Below are 20,414 nucleotides of genomic sequence, written 5' to 3'. Positions count from 1 at the left end.
AACTCCTTGAAAAGTCAGCTGTGAATTGTCGTTCCGGCATCTGCTGCACCGGCGCGCTCATAAGCCAGCGTGGCAATTGCTGTGTCCTGAACACCGGTGCCGGTCAGGTCGACAATCGTGATGTCAGAGGCCGATTGGCGGCCTGCTTTCTGGCCTGCGATAATCTCGCCCAATTCGGGATAGCGGTTGGGATTTGTGACAGTGCCTGCGGCAATCGCAGGCCGCAACTCGCCTTGTTTGATCGACTGCGAGAGGCGGTCACAGATAAACAACGTCGCGGCGGGGATCACATCGGGCGCCAGTTCGGTTTTGTAATCCGCGTCGGCGCCAACGGCGGTGATATGCTGGCCCGTACGCAGCATGTCGGCGTGAATTAGGGGCGTGCCCGATGGCGTGGTGGAGACCACGATATCGGCGGCCGTCATCACATCGGCGATGCTGCCGACGGTGACTTCAATCCCCAAACGCGCAGCGCAATCGCGGGCGCATGCGGCCGCTTTCTCTGCGTCACGGCCCCATATAATCGCCCGCTCAATCCCGCGTACCAATGTTAGCGCTTCCAGTTGCAGACGCGCTTGCGTGCCACTGCCCAGAATGCCCGCAACTTTGCTGTCCGCGCGCGACAGATGTTTGGCCGCAACCGCGCCCGCCGCCGCCGTGCGCACATCCGTCAGATAGCCGTTGTCCAGCAAAACCGCTTTGACAATGCCCGTGGTGGCGTCAAACAACACCATCAAGCCGTTCAAGCTGGGCAGACCCAATTTTGGGTTGTCGAAAAAACCCGGACTCATCTTGATCGCAAAGCTGTCGATCCCGGGCACATAGGCGGTTTTCACATCGACTTCGCCGTTATGTTCCGGCACGTGAAAGCTCAGGATCGGGGGCATCACCACGTCTTTGGTCGCCAACAGGTGAAACGCCTGTTCGATACAACTCACCGCATTCGCATCCAAAGAAATTGCGCGGCGTAGGTCGGCTTCAGTCAGGATTTTGATATCAGGCATCGGGGCCTCCTGTGTTTTGCGGCTTGGCAGAGACATCCACGTCCTCGCCATCAATCAGACGTTTATGCAGCGCCATATCAATGTTTTGGCCGCTGATCAGGGAAACGCAGGTGCCCGGATTGGTGATTTTGCCCGCCAAAAGTGCAGCAATACCCACGCTGCCAGAGCCTTCGATGACCTGTCGTTCCTCCCAATAGGCATGGCGGATTGCCGCCGCGATTTCGGCCTCTGTCACCAGCACCACATCGTCCACCAGATCGCGGGTCATTGCGAAAGTATAGGCATTTTCCAGCCCGATACCGCCCCCAAGAGAGTCCGCAAGCGTTGGTTTTTCTTCAACAAATATCGGCTTTCCCGCCTTAAGGCATTCATACATTGCCGCGCCGTGTTCCATCGAGATACCGACGACACGGATGGCCGGATTGACCGCCTTCATCACCATCGCCACGCCCGAAATCAAACCGCCACCCGAAAGCGGCACAAGCACGGTTTGCAGGTCCGGTGCCTGTTCCAGCATTTCCAACGCCACGGTGCTTTGCCCTGCGATAATATCGAGGTGATCAAAGGGCGGCAGCATGGTCATGCCTTCAGCGACCAACCGGTCCACTTCGACCTGCGCATCGTCCTGGCTGCGCCCGACAATGCGCACTTCGGCCCCGTGGGATTTGATGCCATCCACCTTGTTTTGCGGCACCAGTTCGGACATGCAGATGATACAACGTACCCCAGCTTGCGCCGCCGCATAGGCCAATCCGCGTCCGTGATTGCCCGTGGATACGCCCACAATGCCCGCGTCTTTTTGAGCCTGCGTAAGTGACCGCACGGCATTGGTGGCGCCACGCAGTTTGAAGCTGCCGGTGATTTGGGTTTGCTCTAGCTTGAGCGAAATATTCGCTGCGCAAAGCGCACTGAGCGAAGGGGAGGTGACCAGCGGCGTCTGCCTAATGCCGCTCGCGATCCGTTGGCGCGCGGCAAAACTGTCTTGGAGCGTGATGTGCGATGTCATTATTCGTACTTCCGTTTCGGTCCTAATGTTGGAAAAGGCGGCCATATCCGACCACGGGTTTTGTCGATCCGATTTCACGCAAACAGCGCCAGATCATCGCCTGGTTGGAGGTTACAACGGGCTTGCCGATGCGCGCCTCAATCCGCGCGATACAGACAGCGGCCCGTAGGCCCGTGCAGGACAAAAATAGCGCGTCGGCATCGGGATCCATCGCAGCACACGCGGCCTCGATGATAGTGTACTCCGATAGACGTGCAATCTCGCGGTCGTCGTCTACGCCCAGACAATTGGCGCGCACCACCTCCGGGCCGTGGGACGAAAAATACGCAACCACCGCGTCCGAGATATGCGCGGAGTAGGGCGTCAGGACGCTGATTTTGCGCGCCCCTAGAGCCTTGAACGCTTCGAGCGCTGCGGAACTTGGCGTGACAAATGGTGTGTCTGGCTTGCCCGCATTCAGATATTCCCCAACGGCGTCATTGCCCAAAACCACCGAGGCGGCGGTGCAGCCATAGGCGATGACATCCATTTTTTCATCGGGCAGGATTTGGGCCGCGGCCTCGGTCAGTCGCGGACCCGTGGCGAGCAGATTTTCCCTTGTGCCGGGGTTTTGGTAATCGATGCGATTAGCATAAACTCCGATGTCCGCGGGATCACATATCCGCGAAAAATCAAGTTCAGTGGTGTGATCTGTCGCCAGAACAACAAGCGCAATCCGCTTTTTGACGGGGCGTGCATCCATTTCAATTGGGACGGCTGACACCGTTGAGGTCACATTCATTGGCATTTTATTTTCCTAAACAACCATAACAGGGCAGGCCGCAAGCCCCGTGACTTTGTGGGAGACACTGCCCAGCAGATATCCTTCGAATGAGCCAAGTCCACGGCTGCCGATCACGATCAAATCGATCTGATGCTCTTGGGCAAAGCTGACAATGACCCGCGCGGTCGGACCGGATTTCACAAAGGCTCTGACGTCGGTGTACCCAGCTTTAGCCGCAATCGCTTTGCCGTTTTCAGCGACCTCTTTTGCATGGCCGCGCATGATTTCATCCAGATTGCCGGTTTGATCGGCGCCTACCATCGAGATCGACGCCTCAAGCATCGAATGGTGGCGATAGACGGTCAGAAGTGTGAGCGAACACTCCCCACAAATTGCGCGTAATTCCAACGCCTTGCGCAGGGCTGTTTGGGCCCCTTGCGAACCGTCAAAGGGGACAAGGATTGATTTAAACATCTTAAACTCCTTGCTATTTTGAAAACGCGAGGTCGCGCAGGAACAGAGCGATTTGAGGGAAGTAGATTAGCGCAACCGCAACACTCAGCAGCATGAAAATAAACGGCGGCGTGCCGCGAATGACTTCGATATAGGGACGCTTAAAGACAGCCATCGCCGTAAATATATCGCAGCCAAACGGCGGGGTCGCCGAGCCAATGGCCACCTGCAACGTGATGATTGTGCCCACGAGGACAGGGTCAAGGCCAACCGATTTCACCACGGGTGCAAAGATCGGCACCAGAATAAGGATCACCACAATGGGATCGACAAACATACAGCCGATGAAAAAGGCAATCGAGATCACAAACAACACGCCAATCGGGCCCATGTCGGAAATACCAACCGCACTGAGAATTTCCTGTGGAACCTGCGCGAAAGAGATCACCCAAGAGAACGCCGCCCCAGCCCCAACGAGAATAAAGACAACCGCAGTGATCAGCCCTGTAGATTTCGCGGTTTGATACACGTCGTCCAGCGACATGGAGCGGAAAATAACGACCTCAAGGATCAATGCGTAGAGCACACAAGCCGCCGCCGCTTCGGTCGGGCTAAAGATCCCGCCATAGATCCCGCCTACGATGATAATTGGAAAACCCATCGGCCATAAGGCAAGCCGCAACGTGCGCGCGCGCTGACGCCAAGTTGCCTTTGGCTCGGTCGGGACATTGTTGCGGATCGCGTAAATGTAGCTGTAGATCGAAAACATAACGAGGATCAGCAGGCCTGGCCCAATGCCCGCAATAAACAGCTCGGCAATGGAGGTATTGGACACCACGCCGTAAATAATCATCCCGATTGAGGGCGGGATAAGAAATGCGATGTCGCTCGCATTCACGATCAAAGCCAGCACGAAACTGTCCTTGTAACCAGCTTCTAACATACGGGGCCGTAGGGGCGAACCAATGGCAACGACGGTCGCCTGAGTTGATCCTGAAACTGCGCCAAACATGGTACATGCGGCGGCCGTCGAGATCGCCAGCCCGCCGCGGATGTGGCCAACAAAGGCCATAACGACATCAATCAAACGCCCTGCAGATTGGCCGCGAGTCATGATGTCAGCGGCAAAAATAAACATCGGTACGGCAATTAAGGACGCGGGGCGGATACCGGCCAGCATTTGCTGCACCATGGTTTCCATCTGCCCAAAGCCGTCAAACATCATCAGAAACCCGATGAACGCGCCAATGATCAGCGGGATCATCATCGGGAAACCCAACAATAATAGCACGATCATGACGCTGAAAATAGTCGCGGCCATCTGGCGGTCTCCTCAGATTTCGATTTCTTCGTCATATCCCTCGAGCACATAGGTCGAGAGGTAGATGTCTTTTGACGTTAGATTTTTAATGGCTGTCAGCAGGTATTGGGTGCCAGTCATGAAAAAACCCACGGGCGCCCAGACCAGAATGACCCAGACCGGAATTTGCAACGAGGGAAGAATCCGCCCGCGCGAGGCCTGTGTGCCGATATATTTGACGGCGTAATAGCACAGCAAATACATAAACAACGCCGTCACCAGCGAGATAATCACCATTAGAATTTTGCGCATGCGCGGTGGCAATGCATCATAGATTGCGGACATTCGAATGTGGCGACCATGGCGCGCCGCATAGCTGATGCCAGCGAAAGTAATGAGGATAATCAGTATCCGGTTCAGCTCTTCGGAGAAAAAGATCGAATTCCCCAGTAGGAACCGTCCGACCACATTGGCGATTGTATTGGCCGCCATAAGCAGCACGCCGGTTGCGAGGAGGAAGGACTCGGTGCGGCTGATTGCACTGTCAATCACCCCTAAAAATCCGGGCAAACTGGACTCGTGCATTGCGCGTTTTGGTTGATCGCTCATCATGCTACCCCTGATTGCATGTGCGTTACTGAGCGAGAGGACCCTCGCTCAGTAACGTCTTGTCCGTGACGCGTCTTAGTTCGCAGTCGCGGCCAAATCGTCTTTTAGCTGCTGCAGGATTTTAGCGCCGCTATCACCGGTCATTTCGATGAAGGCCGCTTCAACTTGCACGGCCGCCTCTTTAAAGCAGCTGCGCTCGTCTTCGGTCAAAACCGTGACGACCATTTCCGGCTTGGCTTCCATAATTTTAGCCAGTTCGATATCGGCAGCTTGCGCTTGATAGACCACAGTGTGATCATAAGCAGCGGATGCGGCACTCTGCACGACCAACTGATCGTCTGCACTCAGACCGTCATAGAAGTCTTTGTTCGCCATAACGGCCGTGGTGAAATTATTGTGGCCAGCATAGGTAATATAGTCAGTAACTTCAAAAATCTTGGTAGAATACAGGAAGAATGTTGGGTTTTCTTGGCCTTGAATGATGTTGGTTTGCAAGCCGCCATAGACTTCGCCCCAAGGTAGGGGGGTCGGTGTCGCGCCAAAGGCTTTGTAGCTTTCAACCAGCAAGGGGTTGGTCATGACGCGGAACTTAACTTCGTTCAGATCGGCGCAGGTATTGACCGGTTCCTTGGTCGTCATGGCGACTTCGCCTTCGGGGAACATATTCAACAACTCAAGCCCTTGATCGGCATAAAGCGGCTTGAACATGCCGTTGATCGCTTCGCTCTCGCGGTAAAAACGCGCCAAATGCTCTTGGTCGGTTGGCAATAAATACGGAACAAAGAAAACTTGGGCTTCGGGGATCAAAGAGCCGGTAAAGCCAGGTGATTGGTCCACGAATTGCAGAATTCCATCCTGTGTTTGCTCCATGATATCGGCCGATTCACCAAGCGTGCCATAGGGGAACAATTGGACCTCATGATCCGAATTCGCTTCGATCTCGTCCTTGAATTTTTGTGCGTAAACGCCCTGCACGTCGGCCATCGACTCTTCAAAGGCATAGCGCCATGTTTCGGCCAAAACACCGCTGGGTGCGGCAAGGGTCAAGCTTGCTGCAACGCAGGCCTTTAGTGCGAATTTTGCGGATTGGGTCATCGTAATCTCCTAAACCTCAGTGACATCAGATTTTCATCTGTGTCAGACTTGAGGTAGATTGTCCTGCAAGTCAATTTCTTTATTGTTGCAGGACAATTCTAGTAGGTTAGGGGCGGCAAGGCTGCATGGGGGCGGGCAAGCATTCCGGCTAAAAGATTTAACGCCTGTTTGAAGCGCTCATGGTCCTGAATACTGCCCAAGGACACCCGCACAGCATTTTGCGACGCGGTCTTTGGGGTCAGGAAAGGCGTATCTGGGGCGACAGAAATACTTAGTTCCCGCGCATAGGCGACGAAGCTATCGGTCGTCCATCCTTCGGGAAGTTTCAGCCAAATATGAAGTCCGGATGCGTGTCCGCTCCATTGCATCCCGTGCAGCGCTTGCTTCGCAATCTCATAGCGTTTGCAAAGTTCGGCACGCTGCCACATCGCCAATTCCAGTGCCGTTCCATCCAGCACCCAGCGGCTTGCCAACTCACACATCAAGGGCGTGGCCATCCAGCCAAACACAACAATACGGCTCGTTAGGGCCGGAAGCAGATGATCTGGCGCAACAAGATAGCCCGCGCGCAGGCCGGAAATGGTGCATTTTGTAAAGGACGTCAGATAGATCGAACGCTCTGGGGCGAGGGCGGTCACAGGAGTTGGGCGGTCTTTTACAAGGGGGCCAAAGGTATCGTTTTCGATGATGTACAGGCCATATTTTCGCGCCACTTCCACAAGCGCGCGGCGCCGCTCTTCTGGTACCATCACGGCTGTTGGATTTGCCAGTGAAGGGAACAAAAACAGTATCTTAGCTTCTTTTTCACGACAATATTGCTCAAGCGTATCAGGACGAATTCCGAATTCATCGGTCTGAATACCGACCAAATTTAGACCAAGATAAGAGCATCCTGAAACTAGCATGTGATGGGTAATATCGTCCGCCAGCACCGTGTCCCCGGGGCGGGTTAAGGCAGACAACGCAGCAGACATGCCATGACTGACGCCGTTGGTCATAATGATACTCTCGGGCGATGTGTCTACGCCACAAATTGACAACCATTTCACGCCGGTTTTCCGATGGGCATCGTGCCCGACGTTTGGGCGGCAGGATAAAAATATCGAGGGATCCAACTCGTTTGGGAGTTGGATTATTGCTTTTTGGAAGCGATCAACATGCAGCTTGCTAAACATTGGGCGCGATATTGAAAGGTCAAATCCATTACGCCCTTCGGACTTAAGTTTGAACGGTTGGTCTTGGGTCACATTGGGATCAAGAACATAACTGCCACGTCCCACATGCCCGTCAATCAGGTTTTGCCGCCGCAAAGTTTCATAGGCCTTGCTAACCGTGTGAACACTAAGCCCAAGCCGTTCTGCCATCTTGCGATGGGTTGGCAACTGCTGGCCTTTTTGCAATTTACCGTCAGAGATCGCATGTGCAATTGCCGAGGCAAGGCCAGTATGCAGCGGATGTTGGAGAGTTTCGGGGTTGGGATACCATATTGTCATGCGACAATCCTAAGGTGATTTCATTGACGATACAATCCCCCGTAATTCCGCTCAAACTTCGTGATATTTGATACCAGCCTCGTAAAGTTCAGGACCGCCATTCACCGTGCCATTACCTCAATAGTCTTGTCGGTTGCGATGGGCCCTATACGCCGCAAGGATAGGATCAAGTGTCTGTGGGCCGCCTAAGTACTTCAATAAAATGGCGAACAATGATTGCGGGGTGACCAAAGGCCTTAACCATAACATCGCTTCCTGGCCATTTTTATGTTTTTTGAACAGTAAAATGAGGGTGTTGTTAGGTTCTGTAGCTGAAATGGCTAAAATTTCGACGCACGCAGCCTCTTAACTTGGAAAGATTTTTGCCATTTCGCGATCAAAATGTGCCCAAGTCATCGTTGCTTTGTTGCCCGCGTAGCCATTGTAGAACGATTTTCCCGTTGATGTTGGGAGCCCTGCCCAGATTTTAGCCATATTATGCATGAAATCATGGCGCTCTATTTCGCCCTCGCTAAAGGCGTTGAGGCCTGCTTCTACGAGGAGTACATCCGCCAGTTGATCTTGGACCTCAGCCGAAAATACTGCACGCTCATTCACTCCCAAAAAATCGACCAGACGTTGGAGAGTTGCTGGAATAAACTGATACCGTCCAATTGCGTGGTTTTGGTTTGGTGTTTGTTCAATCCAGTCGAAAATTTCCGCAAGCGTCATGTCTGTCGGTCTTTTTGCAGGCCGAATCCGAGCTCCGTGTTGAATGGCATCGTAACCTTTTTTTCCAGCTTCCGCTTGGCCGATGACATGGCGTATCCCCGTGGCTTGAAGGGCGTATTTGCCGAGTTGAACCTCTCGCTCGATCTTGTTTTCTTTGACAGAGTAGGGGGCAAATAAACTGGTGGCCCGACGTCCGGCGAAAAGGCTGGCCGTACTGAGCGGTTCATCGAGGCCGGAGGTTAAGCTACTCAATTCAAAAAGAGAACCGCTGCTTTGGGGCAGGGTGGAAACCCGAAATAGGGACGCCCTTTCGGCAAAAACAGAGGAGGCGAAGGCCGTTATAAACAACAGCAAGACGCCGGTGGCTAGGGATCGTTTCACGAACATTAAAACCTCAATTTAGAAGCTGGTATCTGGCTAACCCTAGAGTCAATGTGTTGATATTTTGTTGCCGAGATTTTCAATGCGGGGTTTTGGCGCGGCCCATGCGAGAAGTTTGTCTCACGCACGTTTTCTTTTCTGCCAGTACTCGCTATGGTTCCTTAAATTCCTTTCTTCGTTAAAAACGAGGAGCAAAACTGGAAGACCATAGCGATGAAACAAGTCCGCAAGGCCACGACCGATGAAGCCCTTATTAAGCAGTTTTTGGAAAATGGAGGAAATGTCAGTGTGGGGAAAACAAAGCCCTTGCCCAGTGAGCTTGGGATCAGCAACAACAGTTGGAACGTCAAGCTGACCAAAGAACAAAAGGCTGCGAAGCGCGGAAAATAAGCTAGTTTCTCGCCGCGTTGTTTGGCGTTCAAGGAAAAGTCACATGATAGTCTATGGAATTAACACCTGCACAGATAGCCAGAAGGCCATCAAAGCCTTGGAAGCTGCGGGCAAAGAGGTAAGTTTTCGCGATATCCGCGCGACCCCCTTGAGCGAAGCAGAATGGGCCGAATTAGTCGGCGAGTTTGGCGATCGTTTGTTGGATAAAAAGTCAACGGAATGGCGAGGCCTGAGTGATTGGTTGAAACATTCCGAAGCGGAAGATCAATTGGCTGCCAAACCCAAATTGATGATCAGCCCCGTTATCCGCGATGGCGAAACCTATTATCTGGGCTGGGATCAGGCCGTGCAAGACGCGTTGCTTTGACGGGGACACCCATCAGCTTACGTTTTTTGCCCTGCTGCGTCCACAATACACGCAACGATATTCTCTTGAATGTCGACCTCTTGCGCGTTGATCGCCTGATCTAATGCGTGAAAAAGGCGCCGGTTTGCGTTCAATTGGTCGATCAGCGATAGAATGATCGGCAGGGCTTCGTCATTGACCTCCATATCTTCGTTGAGGTCGGCAATAAGTTGCAGGCGTGCGAGATCAAGGTCGTCAAAGAGGGGGCCGCTTTGACCCGTGGCGGGGGCCACCCACGCTTCTTGAACGCAAATCCGGAGTCGCGTGACACTCAATCCTTGGACTTTTGCCAGAACTTCCGCTTCGGTCATCATTTCGATTCTCCCTTCCAGCCGTCCCGCGCGCCATATCCCCCTGATGTTCGCAGGTCCTCCATGGCACTCACGAGGCTTTCGCTGATCTCGTCTGGCAGGACAATCTTGAGCGTCACCAATTGATCGCCGATTTTACCTTTGCCAGACGGGGCCCCGCGCTCCTTGATGCGCATAACGCGCCCGCTGCTTGAACCAGCAGGAATGCGCAATTTTACGCGGCCCTTTACCGTCGGAACTTCCACCGATGCGCCTAAAACCGCCTCGTCAATAGAGATCGGAAGGTCAAGAAGAATATCATCTCCGTCGCGGGTGAAAATGACGTCGGGTGCTACAGATATTTCAATCAGAGCGTCCCCTGCAGGGCCGCCGTTGATCCCGGGTTGACCGCGCCCCGCAAGGCGCAGGGTTTGCCCTTCTTTGATGCCAGCGGGGATCGAAACTTCAAGTTTACTACCGTTAGGTGGCGTCAATTGTTGTTTGGCACCCGTGATTGCATCGCGAAAACTAATGGTCAGGTGAAAGCGCAAATCGCCCCCGCGCATCGGCATATTCGCCCCTTGTCTGGCGCCGTATCTAGGATCGCCCCCAAAGGCACGAGAGAAAATATCGCCAAAACCGTCGAAGTTCCCCTCGGGTTCATAGCGGTGCCGCGGGCCGTTTGACGAGAAATCCTTATAGAAGCTTCTGTCCGGTTTCTCCGCCCCCGAGGCGTCGATTTCCCCCGCATCAAACCGGCGCTTTTTTTCCTTGTCCGTGAGGAAGGTATAGGCGGCGGAAATCGCTTTGAACCTGTCCTGACTTGCGGCATCTCCCACGTTGATATCGGGGTGCAGCTTTTTGGCAAGGGCGCGAAAGGCCTTCTTGATTTCCGCATCGGTTGCCGTGGATTTGACGCCAAGCTCTGCATAGGGGTCTTGAATTGTTTTTGACACGTTGTGAGCCTTATTCGTAATTTTGCGCAATGAGATCAGGCAAATAAGCCGCCTCAAGCCGCTTTCACGTTGCCGCCTAGAGATAGGACGCGGCAACTTTCATATACAAAAAAGCTTATACACAAATTTATCAAGGGTCTATGCGCTTTTTGGAACCCAAACCCCGAACAAAAGCGGCAATCTTACGCCAATGCGCGCGTAATCATTACCCCACTCCACGCCGAAAACCCCGTCAGAACGCCGCCCCATATCATATCGACAGCCACCTGTTGCAGCGACCAATCCCGTAAGGTCGCGTAATTGGTGAATTCATAAGTGCCATAAGCCAAAAGCCCCAAGGCAACCCCACCAATCAGCGCCGCCGTCGGGTCTCCTGCACGTAAAGCAGGAACTGAAACAAACCACAGCAACCCAACGATATACCCCATATAAAACACAAGGGCGGGACCCACCCGAAATGGGTCGGCGAAGAGATGGGCAATGTGGCGCTCAAAAACCGGTTTTATCAGTAGGCGCAGACCAATGGCGTCGAGCGTGAAAAATATTACCGCTGTTGAGAGGTAAAGGATCGTGATTTTCATGCGTTTGCATCCTTTAAAAAGGGGCGCACCATCCGCAAGCCTAGACCTGCGATACCGACGGCGGCGAGGGCGATGACGACCCAGTTTGGGCCAGACAGGTTTGCAACAACGACCCCGATCAGGGCCCAAATAACGGCGACGGGATAGCCCCATTCGCGCGGACGGGCCGCCTGCACGGAGGCAGCAACGGCCAACACGCCAGCGAGGCACAGGATTGCGGCGGTTTGTGCGGAAAGGAGGCCATAGCCGCCAAGCAAGACGCCAATCGCCACGCCCGTCGCCGCCGTGAGCCAGCCCGCATAAAGCGCAACGGGTCGTCCTTTTAGCCAAGGATCACTGGGGCCCGCGCGTAGCATGGCAAGGATCGCACTCGCTGCCATTACCACGATCATCACCGTGGCCCAAAGGGGCGATACATTGGCGACAGCAATCCAAAACGTCCCAATGACGAGGCTTACAGCCAGCCACGGCCGCATCGGGTGCCAGTCTTGCGAGTCCGGCGCGCGCCAGACACCGTAAGCTGCGCCAGCAATCAGCCAGAGGTAAATCACCCCCAAATCGAAAACGCATAGCCCGAAGGCTGAACAGGTGGGTCGATTTGCGGGATCGGAAATTGTGCGGGCGAGAAGCCGTTGAACCCGATTGTCGCCAAGGGGGACAGGGCAAAGGTCAGCGTGGCACCTAAGACCAAAGCGGCAAGGGGTTTGGACTGTTTCTGGGTCATTGGGTCAACCGTCGGATCAGGGGCAAAGCAGCCCAATAGGGAAGGGCGCTCAGCAGTTTCAGGACATAGGTAAAACGGCGCGGAAAGTGGATTTCAAAGCGGCCTGTGTTGAGCCCGTCAATGATCGCACAGGCCGCGATTTCTGGTGTCACGATGGCAGGCATGGTGAACGTGTTGCGCTGGGTGAGGCGCGTTTCGACAAAACCGGGGCTGATGAGGCGCACGTCAAAACTTCCCGCAAGTTCCGCCCGCAAGGATTCCGCCAGATTGATCACGCCCGCTTTTGTTGCAGAATATATCTGACCCTGTGGCAAACCGATATAGCCCGCGACAGATCCGCAAAGCGCTAGTTGCCCCCCTGCGCGCAAAAGTCTTGGCGAGATTTGTGCAATATGAAAACTCCCCGTCAGATTGACGGTAACGATTTGCGCCGCGCGCTCAGGCGAGAGGTCAGAAATCTTCCCTGGATCATATAGAGCAGCCAAATGGATCACGCGGTCCAGGGGCGTAAACGCGGCGATCTCCTTGGCCGCTTTCTCCAAGCTCGCCCGATCCCCGACGTCCAGCGGCACGATCACGTGGTTTGACCCAAGGCTTGCGGCCAACTCCTGCAACTTGTCCTCAGATCGCGCCGAAAGGATCAACCTTGCGCCGCGCCGCGCCCATTCACGGGCCAAGGCCGCGCCAATACCGTCGCTCGCTCCAATAATCCAAATCGTTTCGGGCTTAGGCATGCGCCAACTCCACTTGAACGACATCGGTTTGCCCGACGGCAAAGGACGCCGCGCAAATGCCGAGGTAGAATTGCCAATTGCGCAGGAACCCGTCATCAAAGCCCAGCTTGCGAATGCGCTCCGATTTCTGGTTCAAACGGTCATTCCATACGGCGCAGGTCCGCGCGTAATCAGCCCCAAAGTTATAAACGTCCTTTACGACTAACCCCGCCTGCCGCGCCTGTTCGGAAATGACCGCGTTGGACAACAGCATTCCGCCGGGAAACGTATAGTGGCGTATATAGTCAGAGCCCCGCTGGTAGGTATCGAAATAGCTGTCTGGCACCGTTATCGCTTGAACCATGGCACTGCCGTTCTCGGCCAAGCGTGCTTTGAGTGTCGCGAAATAGGTTGGCCAATATTTTTGCCCCACCGCTTCAATCATCTCAATCGACACGATGCTGTCAAACGTCCCTTGGCTGGCGCGATAGTCTTGCAAGAGGATGTCCGCCCGCCCGTCAAGGCGCGCATCCGCGTAGCCTTTTTGGCTCGGAGAGATCGTCAGCCCCGTGACATGGCGCCCGCTTTCGGCCGCCCGTTCGGCAAATCCACCCCAGCCACAGCCGATTTCCAGCACGCGCTCGCCTTGCCCCAGACGTTCAAGAATGCGGTCATATTTGCGGTTTTGCCCGCGCGTCAAATCGGTGTCACCCTCCGAAAAAAGCGCGGAGGAATAGGTCATGCTTTCATCCAGCCAAAGCTGGTAAAATTCATTGCCAACATCATAATGGGCGCGGATATTGCGTGCCGCCCCTCCACGCGTATTGGCCCGCATCAAACGATCCACCACGCGAAACTTCAGGCTGTTCCAAAAGCCCGCATAGGCGTAACCGCTGAACTGTTCCATATTGAGCAGGGCGATACGCGTAAGGTTTTCGACAGAAGGCGTATCCCACAGACCTGCCACATAGGTCTCGCCCAGTCCAATATCGCCGCGCCACGCAAGGGCGGGCACCACGGACCAGTCGTGGATTTGCATCTCGGCTGCAGGGGAGCCCGCACCAAAATCATAAACTTCGCCCTCAGGTGTACGCAGGCGCAAACTGCCCGTGGTGATACGGGCGCAGGTGTCCAAAAATTCGTGTTTCACACGCTTACTTAGAAAAAGCATCAGGTTACCTCGGTAGTGGGGGGAGCGGGACGGGTGCGATATTTTGCGCCTTTTAGTTTCAAACGTAGGGCTTGCCAGTGGATCAAGATCATCGTGCGCAAGGCCCCAAGTGGGCGGCGCAGACTTGCGTTGATGAGGCGTGCATTAGTCATCGGCACGCGTGGTCCCGCCAGACAGGCGACGACACCCTCATCGCCGTTACGATGCAAAATGCGGATTGAAATTTTCTCTGCGCGGATATCAAAACTGAATTCATAGGTGCCCGCGACCTCTTGAAAAGGGGACACATGCAGGGCTTTCGGCATGGTAATCCGTGTGTCGGCGGTGATGGGGGACAGGTCGGGTTGGTGGCACAAATAGGAGTGACGGTCGCCAAACGGCGTCGAGACTTCGGCAATCGCTGCGATCAAATCGGTGCCCTCCAGAACCAACCAAAAGCTGACAGGGTTGAAAATATAGCCCAAGACTCGTGGCTGTGTTAACAAGAGAATTCGCAAATGCGGGCGGGTCAATCCATGTGCCGCCAAGATGTCGCGGACCCATTTCGCGCCGGTCCCTGCCTTAAGTGGGCCACCGTGATCCTGATCGTACACCGACATGAGGTTGAACCGATTGCGCGAGAAGAATGACGGATTTTCCTGCGTGCCCTCCGCATCAATGAGCACATAATCGACGGTATATTTGAATCGATGGGCGATCGCGCCGCGACGGGTATGGGTGGTGACCCCTTTGATATACTCGGTACCTGTGGTCATGCGTATTGCCCAACCATTTTGCGCGCAATACGGGCTGCACTGGCGAAACCATCCTCGTGGAACCCGTGGCGCTTATAGGCACCCGCGAACCACGTGTTATTGTCGCCCTGAATCGCGTTGAGTTGGCGTTGTGCCACCAAGGCGGGTCCGTCAAACACCGGATGACGAAAGGTTTTTTGATCATAGATCAAGTGGTCAGGCACGGGATCAATCGGGTTTAGCGAGACAAACAGCGTGTCACTTTCGGGGATATTCTGCAGGCGGTTCATCCAATAGGTGACGCCAATGCGGGGCTCGGGTTGTGTTGTGTCAGCCTTGTAAACCCAACTCGACCATGCGGCTTTGCGGGTGGGCATTTGCGCGGTGTCGCGGTGCAGGATCATTTCATTGTCCTGAAACTGGATCGCAGAAAGCGCTGCGCGTTCTTGGGGTGTTGGCTGTTCAAGCAGGCGCAGGGTTTGGTCGGAATGACAGGCAAATATGACCTGATCAAACGGCGCATGTGGTCCTGCGGCGCTGTTGATAATAACCTGCCCCCCCTCACGGCGCACGCTTTGCACAGGCGTTTTTGTACGTATGGCAACCCCGCGACCACGCAAGTGATGCTCAAGACGGCGGACATACTCGATACTGCCGCCGTCCACCGTCCACCATTGGTGTTGGCCCGAGGTACTCAAAAGCGCGTGGTTGCGAAAAAACTGTACCAAAGTGCGCGCGGGAAAACCGCGAATATCGGAGGGCGAGGTCGACCAGATCGCGCCACAGAGCGGCATCAGATAGAAGTTTTGAAACCATGGCCCAAGGTTAAGCCCATCCATCAAGTCGCCAATTGTGGTGCTGTCGTCCTTTGCCAGCGCCTCGGCCTTGGCGTTAAATCGCAAAATATCCCGTACCATACGGGCAAATCCAGGACGCAGCAGGTTTTGCTTCTGGGCTACGAGGGCCCGTAGATCTCGCAACCCGTATTCGATGTTTCCACCATTGATCGACGCGCCAAAACTCATGTCGCTTTTGATGACGGGCACGTCCAAGTCCTGAAACATCCGCGTCAGATGGGGGTAGTTGGCGTAGTTGAACACAATGAATCCCGTGTCCACAGGCTGATCGCCATTTTTGCCCGCCATCACGGTGCGCGCATGGCCGCCCAACTTAGGGGCAGCCTCAAACAGGGTGACCGCATGATGCGGCGAGGACAAATAGGCGGCCGCGAGTCCCGATATGCCACCGCCAATAATGGCAATGCGAAGGGGACGGATTTTTGGGGCATCAAATGACATGTTCTCTCCAAGCAACTTATTGAACTGTATACGTGTGAGAATTTTTTTGGATCAAAAATGATCTAATTTTCATTTGGCTTCGTAATGTGGTTATGATGATAGAAACGATTCATAAAAAACCCGCATCGCGGAGTGCAAATGCCGCGCAGCGAAAGGTCATGAAACTGGTGACACAAACGCCTGTCGACGTCTCTGAGCCAGTCTCTGAGCAAACCGTGTGGATGATCGCGATCCGCGATACACGCGATCGCGACGCGTTTGCGCGGTTGTTTGACCATTTTGCGCCGCGTCTTAAAGGGTTCATCGTCCGGTCGGGAACCTCGTCGAGTATGGCGGAAGAGATCGTGCAGGACGTGATGTTGACGGTTTGGCGCAAGGCCGACATGTTCGACCCGCATCGCGCACAGGTGTCTGCGTGGATTTATCAGATTGCCCGCAATCGACAAATTGACGTGATCCGCAAAGAGCGGCGTCCGTTGCCCGAAGAACTCGGCGAAGATCCCGGATCAGAGCCAGACGCGAGCCAGATTTTGGCCGTCGATCAAGAAACCCAGCGTATCCGGCAAGCCCTTACGAAGCTCAAGCCCGATCAACGTGACATCATCCAAAAAGCCTATATGGGCGAGCTGACCCATCAGGAGATCAGCGCTCAAACCGGCCTGCCGCTTGGCACCATTAAGTCGCGTATCCGACTTGGTCTGGAACGCCTACGGCACGAATTGAAGGAACTACGTTAAGATGACCTCAATCCACCATCATACCCCCGACGCCCTGCTGAACGCTTACGCATCCGGCAACTTGCCACATCCGTTTGCAGTGGTCGTAGCGGCGCATGTGTCGCTATGTCTTGAGTGTCGCGCGGCGCTTGAGGCGCATCAGACTGTTGGCGGAGCGCTTCTCGAAACCACCGACGTTGCCGATGTGTCGAGCAGCCTAAAAGCGGATATCATGGCGCAGCTTGACGCGCCTGCTCCCGTGGAACCTACCTACACGCGTAGTGGCGTTTATCCGGGGCCTGTGATGGCCGCGCTCAAAGGCAAACCGCCACGCTGGAAATCCTTGGGGCTTGGGGTGCGGCAATGCATCTTGTCTGCGGATAAAGAAGGCTCAACGCGGCTCCTTTATATCCCTTCAGGGCGGGCCGTTCCCGATCACAGCCATAGCGGCATGGAGCTGACATTGGTTTTGCAGGGGAGCTTTAGCGACGAGACGGGGCAGTTTGGTGTGGGCGATCTTGAAATTGCTGACAGCGATCTTGAGCACACGCCCATCGCTGGGGCTGGTGCGCCCTGTATCTGTCTTGCAGCCACGGACGCACCCTTGCGGTTCACGTCGTTTGTGCCACGCTTGCTCCAGCCGCTTTTCCGCATTTAGCGCGAAAACTATATTGCCGTTAGGAAGAAATCCATCAGGTAATCTGGTGGATTTTTTTATTAAAACAATAGCTTGCGGCGTTAATTTCATGTGAAGTTTAAAAGTGATCCAGTTCCGACTTCCCTCCGTATCCATAATACGAATGCAAATTAACACAGGACGATTTAAGTCCAGTATATGGAGAGACAGAATGAAAACGACATTGAAAGCCACAGTCACCGCCCTTGCTCTTAGCCTTGCCGCAGGCACTGCGAATGCCGCTAATATCGTTGAGATTGCCGCCGGAGATGAGCGTTTCACGACCCTTGTGGCCGCCGTTCAAGCGGCTGGACTTGCGGAAACGCTCTCGGGTCCTGGACCCTTCACAGTTTACGCGCCGGTGAATGATGCTTTTGCCGCCTTGCCCGAAGGCACAGTTGAAACATTGTTGATGCCCGAGAACAAAGGCCAGCTCACAAACGTGCTGCTTTACCACGTGGATGACCGCAAATTGACCGCCAATATGATTCCCATGGGTTCGACTTATTTCGCACCGATTTTGGACAGTGAACGCCTGTGTATCACTGCTGGAAGTGACGGCGTTATGATCGCGGATGGAACTGGCGAAATGGCGAATGTCATCATCGCGGATATCATGGCCGACAATGGTGTGATCCATGTGGTCGACAAAGTGTTGCTGCCCGGCACGCGTCCAGCCTGCAACTAAAACAAACCCCGTGGTGCGCGTCTTAAAAAAGAACGCGCGCCACATCTCTTTTTGCGGTAGGTAAACCTATGAGACTCGGCGATGAAATCACAGTGAACGATCGTTTTCAGACAGGGTATACCTATGCTCTGTCAGCGCCTGTTAGGGCGGAATTTGCCGATGATTTCAACCCTGTCTATACCCCGCAGAAAATGCTTGAAATGGGGGTTTTCGAGGGGCGCTACCTGAATGATTGCACCCAAGAGTTTCCCGCAGCGTGGTTTGAAAACGCCAAGATCAGCTCAAAACCAGACCCCGCTTTGAATTATTTCGGGATCAAAAGCCGACAACCGCTTTCTGTTTGGCAGGAAAAGGGTTGGATTTATGGCCCTGATCCTCGCGGGTGGTTTCAATGGTATTGTCGGTATTTCCTTGGCCGACGTCTTGAAGATATTGATCGCATTCAAATCAAACGCTGGCGTGGATTTGCACGCCATGCAGGCCAAATTCGCGCCAACTGTTACCCTGGAGATATTTTTTGTCGCCCTCGGCAACGGCAAGCATTATTGCAGTGGTCCTATGATCCGCTACTCTGATCGCTCTGGGATCGTAATTGTTTGATATCGCGTATTTTCAGGGTTTATACCCCACGTAATCCTCTCAATATGATCCTTTGCTAGAGTCATCTAGGTTCCGGTCCGTGAATCAAATGCTCGCGAGACTTTCAAAATTAGTGTAAGAGATAGAAAATGAATATGTGAAACGGGCATACCCGTCTGTGAGGCAAATTCACGGCAAGCGACCTCTAATTCAATTTGGAGGGATTTTAAAAATGACCAATATTATTAAATTAGACGGCACAGAAAAGATTTTTGCATCAGACGTGATCGAAGCCCTTGCAGGGTCCCTGCGCGGCAGCGTCTTTTCCCAAGGTGCCGTAGAGTTCGACGCAAGCCGCACGTTATGGAATGCGATGGTCGACCGCCAACCCGGTCTTGTTATTCGGGCGATGGGGACGAGCGACATACGGGCTGCGGTCAATTTTGCGCGTAAAAACAACCTATTACTCGCTATTCGTTCTGGTGGGCATCAGATTGCCGGACATGCCGTGGCCGAGGGCGCGTTGCTTTTGGATCTGTCGCATATGCAAAGTGTCCACGTGGATCCGTTCGCAAAAACGGCCCGCGTGGAGCCGGGGGCTTTGTTGTCTGACGTCGATAAGGAAACCCAATCACATGCCTTGGCCCTGCCTACGGGTATCAACTCCACGACAGGGATTGCGGGGCTTACTCTTGGTGGTGGATTTGGCTGGATCACGCGCAAATTCGGGATGACAATCGACAGTCTTCTGTCCGTTGATATCGTCACCGCGGATGGCAGTTTTTTGACGGCGAGCGCGGACAAAAACGCTGATTTGTTTTGGGCGGTCCGTGGCGGTGGCGGTAACTTTGGCGTTGTTACTTCCTTTGAATTCCGCCTGCATGAAGTGGGGCCTTCCGTACTGGCAGGTCTGATCGTGCATCCGCTTGAAGATGCGCCGTCCTTGCTGCGCGCCTACAACAAAATCGCGGGTTCCGCGCCTGACGAGTTGACCGTCTGGGTTGTTATGCGCAAAGCGCCCCCTTTGCCGTTTCTCCCTGAAGACTGGCACGGCAAACTGGTGCTTGTCTTTGCAGCCTGTTATATTGGGGATGAGGCCGATGGTGGCGAGTCCCTCAAGCAATTGCGTGGGTTGGGAAATCCGATTGCGGATGTGATCTGCGAGGCACCCTTCGTGGGGTGGCAAACCGCGTTTGATCCTTTGCTCGCGCCCGGCATGAGAAACTACTGGAAGAGCCATGATTTCAATGAGCTTTCTAGCGACGCCGTGTCGGTGCTTCTAAAGGCCATCGCAACATTGCCCGATCCAAACAGCGAAGTTTTCATTGCGCATGTCGGCGGTGCCATGGCGCGGGTTGCCGAAGACGCCACGGCCTATCCTCAACGATCCGCGCATTTTATCATGAACGTTCATACCCGATGGGCGGATGAGTCTGGTGATGCCACCTGTATTGGATGGGCGCGGAAATTATTCGACGACACGGCGCAATATTCGACCGGAAGTGTCTATGTGAACTTCATGCCCGATGATGAGGTGGGGCGTGTATCGGGGGCTTACGGCAGCAACATGGAGCGATTGGGCCATGTGAAGGCCAAGTATGACCCAAAAAACCTGTTCCGCCTCAATCACAATATCAAACCCACTTCAGTATCCCGCGCGGCTGAATGAGGGTAAAA

General features: G+C 54.2%; 25 protein-coding genes. 7 read left to right on the top strand and 18 right to left on the bottom strand.

Annotation, left to right across the window (positions count from 1 at the left end):
* Nucleotides 1–14 precede the first annotated feature (14 nt).
* From RC74_RS18040 to RC74_RS18000, 9 genes are all read right to left on the bottom strand, one after another.
* Nucleotides 15–1,004, bottom strand: a complete 990-nt coding sequence (locus RC74_RS18040; protein ID WP_039000792.1) for a cyclodeaminase — start codon at nucleotides 1,002–1,004, stop codon at nucleotides 15–17.
* Entirely contained in the window at nucleotides 997–2,010 is a 1,014-nt protein-coding gene (gene eutB, locus RC74_RS18035) for a hydroxyectoine utilization dehydratase EutB (protein ID WP_039000791.1), read from the bottom strand. The genes RC74_RS18040 and eutB overlap by 8 nt, the downstream gene beginning before the upstream one ends.
* Nucleotides 2,011–2,032: 22 nt before the next feature.
* Entirely contained in the window at nucleotides 2,033–2,797 is a 765-nt protein-coding gene (gene eutA, locus RC74_RS18030; RefSeq protein WP_039000789.1) for an ectoine utilization protein EutA, read from the bottom strand.
* Between the two features lie 9 nt (nucleotides 2,798–2,806).
* Nucleotides 2,807–3,247 (bottom strand): universal stress protein, encoded by a 441-nt coding sequence (locus tag RC74_RS18025; RefSeq protein ID WP_039000787.1) that lies wholly within the window; start codon nucleotides 3,245–3,247, stop codon nucleotides 2,807–2,809.
* 13 nt (nucleotides 3,248–3,260) lie between these two features.
* Nucleotides 3,261–4,547 carry a TRAP transporter large permease gene (locus tag RC74_RS18020; protein ID WP_039000786.1) on the bottom strand — a complete coding sequence of 429 codons (1,287 nt, stop codon included), beginning with the start codon at nucleotides 4,545–4,547 and terminating at the stop codon, nucleotides 3,261–3,263.
* Nucleotides 4,548–4,559: 12 nt separating this feature from the next.
* Nucleotides 4,560–5,138 (bottom strand): TRAP transporter small permease, encoded by a 579-nt coding sequence (locus RC74_RS18015; protein ID WP_218918092.1) that lies wholly within the window; start codon nucleotides 5,136–5,138, stop codon nucleotides 4,560–4,562.
* Nucleotides 5,139–5,210: 72 nt separating this feature from the next.
* On the bottom strand, nucleotides 5,211–6,230 hold the full coding sequence (locus RC74_RS18010; RefSeq protein ID WP_039000785.1) for a TRAP transporter substrate-binding protein: 1,020 nt from the start codon (nucleotides 6,228–6,230) through the stop codon (nucleotides 5,211–5,213).
* Between the two features lie 98 nt (nucleotides 6,231–6,328).
* Nucleotides 6,329–7,723, bottom strand: a complete 1,395-nt coding sequence (gene ehuR, locus RC74_RS18005; RefSeq protein ID WP_039000784.1) for a MocR-like ectoine utilization transcription factor EhuR — start codon at nucleotides 7,721–7,723, stop codon at nucleotides 6,329–6,331.
* A gap of 345 nt (nucleotides 7,724–8,068) precedes the next feature.
* On the bottom strand, nucleotides 8,069–8,815 hold the full coding sequence (locus tag RC74_RS18000) for a lysozyme family protein (RefSeq protein WP_236939974.1): 747 nt from the start codon (nucleotides 8,813–8,815) through the stop codon (nucleotides 8,069–8,071).
* 213 nt (nucleotides 8,816–9,028) lie between these two features.
* Between RC74_RS18000 and RC74_RS22585 the strand changes: the two genes are divergently transcribed.
* Nucleotides 9,029–9,205 (top strand): hypothetical protein, encoded by a 177-nt coding sequence (locus RC74_RS22585; RefSeq protein ID WP_039000781.1) that lies wholly within the window; start codon nucleotides 9,029–9,031, stop codon nucleotides 9,203–9,205.
* A gap of 43 nt (nucleotides 9,206–9,248) precedes the next feature.
* Nucleotides 9,249–9,572 (top strand): arsenate reductase family protein, encoded by a 324-nt coding sequence (locus RC74_RS17995; protein ID WP_039000779.1) that lies wholly within the window; start codon nucleotides 9,249–9,251, stop codon nucleotides 9,570–9,572.
* A 17-nt stretch (nucleotides 9,573–9,589) separates the two neighbouring features.
* On the opposite strand, the gene RC74_RS17990 is transcribed toward RC74_RS17995, so the two are convergent.
* The 9 genes from RC74_RS17990 to RC74_RS17955 form a co-directional block, all read right to left on the bottom strand.
* Nucleotides 9,590–9,925 carry a chaperone modulator CbpM gene (locus RC74_RS17990; protein WP_039000778.1) on the bottom strand — a complete coding sequence of 112 codons (336 nt, stop codon included), beginning with the start codon at nucleotides 9,923–9,925 and terminating at the stop codon, nucleotides 9,590–9,592.
* Nucleotides 9,922–10,857 carry a DnaJ C-terminal domain-containing protein gene (locus RC74_RS17985; protein ID WP_218918091.1) on the bottom strand — a complete coding sequence of 312 codons (936 nt, stop codon included), beginning with the start codon at nucleotides 10,855–10,857 and terminating at the stop codon, nucleotides 9,922–9,924. Before RC74_RS17985 ends, RC74_RS17990 begins: the two co-directional genes overlap by 4 nt.
* Nucleotides 10,858–11,039: 182 nt before the next feature.
* The gene (locus RC74_RS17980) at nucleotides 11,040–11,438 is read right to left on the bottom strand and encodes a DUF2177 family protein (RefSeq protein WP_039000777.1); all 399 of its coding nucleotides are present in this window, start codon (nucleotides 11,436–11,438) and stop codon (nucleotides 11,040–11,042) included.
* A complete protein-coding gene (locus RC74_RS17975) occupies nucleotides 11,435–11,989 on the bottom strand; it encodes a hypothetical protein (RefSeq protein ID WP_335339554.1) in 555 nt (184 codons plus the stop codon). The genes RC74_RS17980 and RC74_RS17975 overlap by 4 nt, the downstream gene beginning before the upstream one ends.
* A complete protein-coding gene (locus RC74_RS23600; protein ID WP_335339553.1) occupies nucleotides 11,986–12,162 on the bottom strand; it encodes a hypothetical protein in 177 nt (58 codons plus the stop codon). Before RC74_RS23600 ends, RC74_RS17975 begins: the two co-directional genes overlap by 4 nt.
* A complete protein-coding gene (locus tag RC74_RS17970) occupies nucleotides 12,159–12,896 on the bottom strand; it encodes an SDR family NAD(P)-dependent oxidoreductase (RefSeq protein ID WP_156477514.1) in 738 nt (245 codons plus the stop codon). Before RC74_RS17970 ends, RC74_RS23600 begins: the two co-directional genes overlap by 4 nt.
* Nucleotides 12,889–14,046, bottom strand: coding sequence for an SAM-dependent methyltransferase (locus RC74_RS17965; RefSeq protein ID WP_039000774.1), 1,158 nt, complete (start codon nucleotides 14,044–14,046; stop codon nucleotides 12,889–12,891). Before RC74_RS17965 ends, RC74_RS17970 begins: the two co-directional genes overlap by 8 nt.
* Nucleotides 14,046–14,801, bottom strand: coding sequence for a DUF1365 domain-containing protein (locus RC74_RS17960; protein ID WP_039000773.1), 756 nt, complete (start codon nucleotides 14,799–14,801; stop codon nucleotides 14,046–14,048). Before RC74_RS17960 ends, RC74_RS17965 begins: the two co-directional genes overlap by 1 nt.
* On the bottom strand, nucleotides 14,798–16,078 hold the full coding sequence (locus tag RC74_RS17955; protein ID WP_039000772.1) for an NAD(P)/FAD-dependent oxidoreductase: 1,281 nt from the start codon (nucleotides 16,076–16,078) through the stop codon (nucleotides 14,798–14,800). The genes RC74_RS17960 and RC74_RS17955 overlap by 4 nt, the downstream gene beginning before the upstream one ends.
* A 158-nt stretch (nucleotides 16,079–16,236) precedes the next feature.
* On the opposite strand from RC74_RS17955, the gene RC74_RS17950 reads away from it, so the two are divergent.
* The 5 genes from RC74_RS17950 (at nucleotide 16,237) to RC74_RS17930 (ending at nucleotide 20,406) form a co-directional block, all read left to right on the top strand.
* Nucleotides 16,237–16,815, top strand: a complete 579-nt coding sequence (locus tag RC74_RS17950) for a sigma-70 family RNA polymerase sigma factor (protein ID WP_052274650.1) — start codon at nucleotides 16,237–16,239, stop codon at nucleotides 16,813–16,815.
* Between the two features lies 1 nt (nucleotide 16,816).
* The gene (locus RC74_RS17945) at nucleotides 16,817–17,452 is read left to right on the top strand and encodes a ChrR family anti-sigma-E factor (RefSeq protein WP_039000771.1); all 636 of its coding nucleotides are present in this window, start codon (nucleotides 16,817–16,819) and stop codon (nucleotides 17,450–17,452) included.
* 190 nt (nucleotides 17,453–17,642) lie between these two features.
* The gene (locus RC74_RS17940; protein WP_039000770.1) at nucleotides 17,643–18,158 is read left to right on the top strand and encodes a fasciclin domain-containing protein; all 516 of its coding nucleotides are present in this window, start codon (nucleotides 17,643–17,645) and stop codon (nucleotides 18,156–18,158) included.
* Nucleotides 18,159–18,226: 68 nt separating this feature from the next.
* Nucleotides 18,227–18,733 carry a hypothetical protein gene (locus RC74_RS17935; RefSeq protein ID WP_039000769.1) on the top strand — a complete coding sequence of 169 codons (507 nt, stop codon included), beginning with the start codon at nucleotides 18,227–18,229 and terminating at the stop codon, nucleotides 18,731–18,733.
* 236 nt (nucleotides 18,734–18,969) lie between these two features.
* Nucleotides 18,970–20,406, top strand: coding sequence for an FAD-binding oxidoreductase (locus RC74_RS17930; RefSeq protein WP_039000768.1), 1,437 nt, complete (start codon nucleotides 18,970–18,972; stop codon nucleotides 20,404–20,406).
* The last annotated feature ends 8 nt before the right edge of the window (nucleotides 20,407–20,414 follow it).

Origin of the sequence: Falsihalocynthiibacter arcticus (genome assembly GCF_000812665.2) — a bacterium.
Lineage (GTDB): Bacteria > Pseudomonadota > Alphaproteobacteria > Rhodobacterales > Rhodobacteraceae > Falsihalocynthiibacter > Falsihalocynthiibacter arcticus.
The sequence above is the reverse complement of the archived record's forward strand: the minus strand, read 5'-3'. Positions and strand labels throughout refer to the sequence as shown.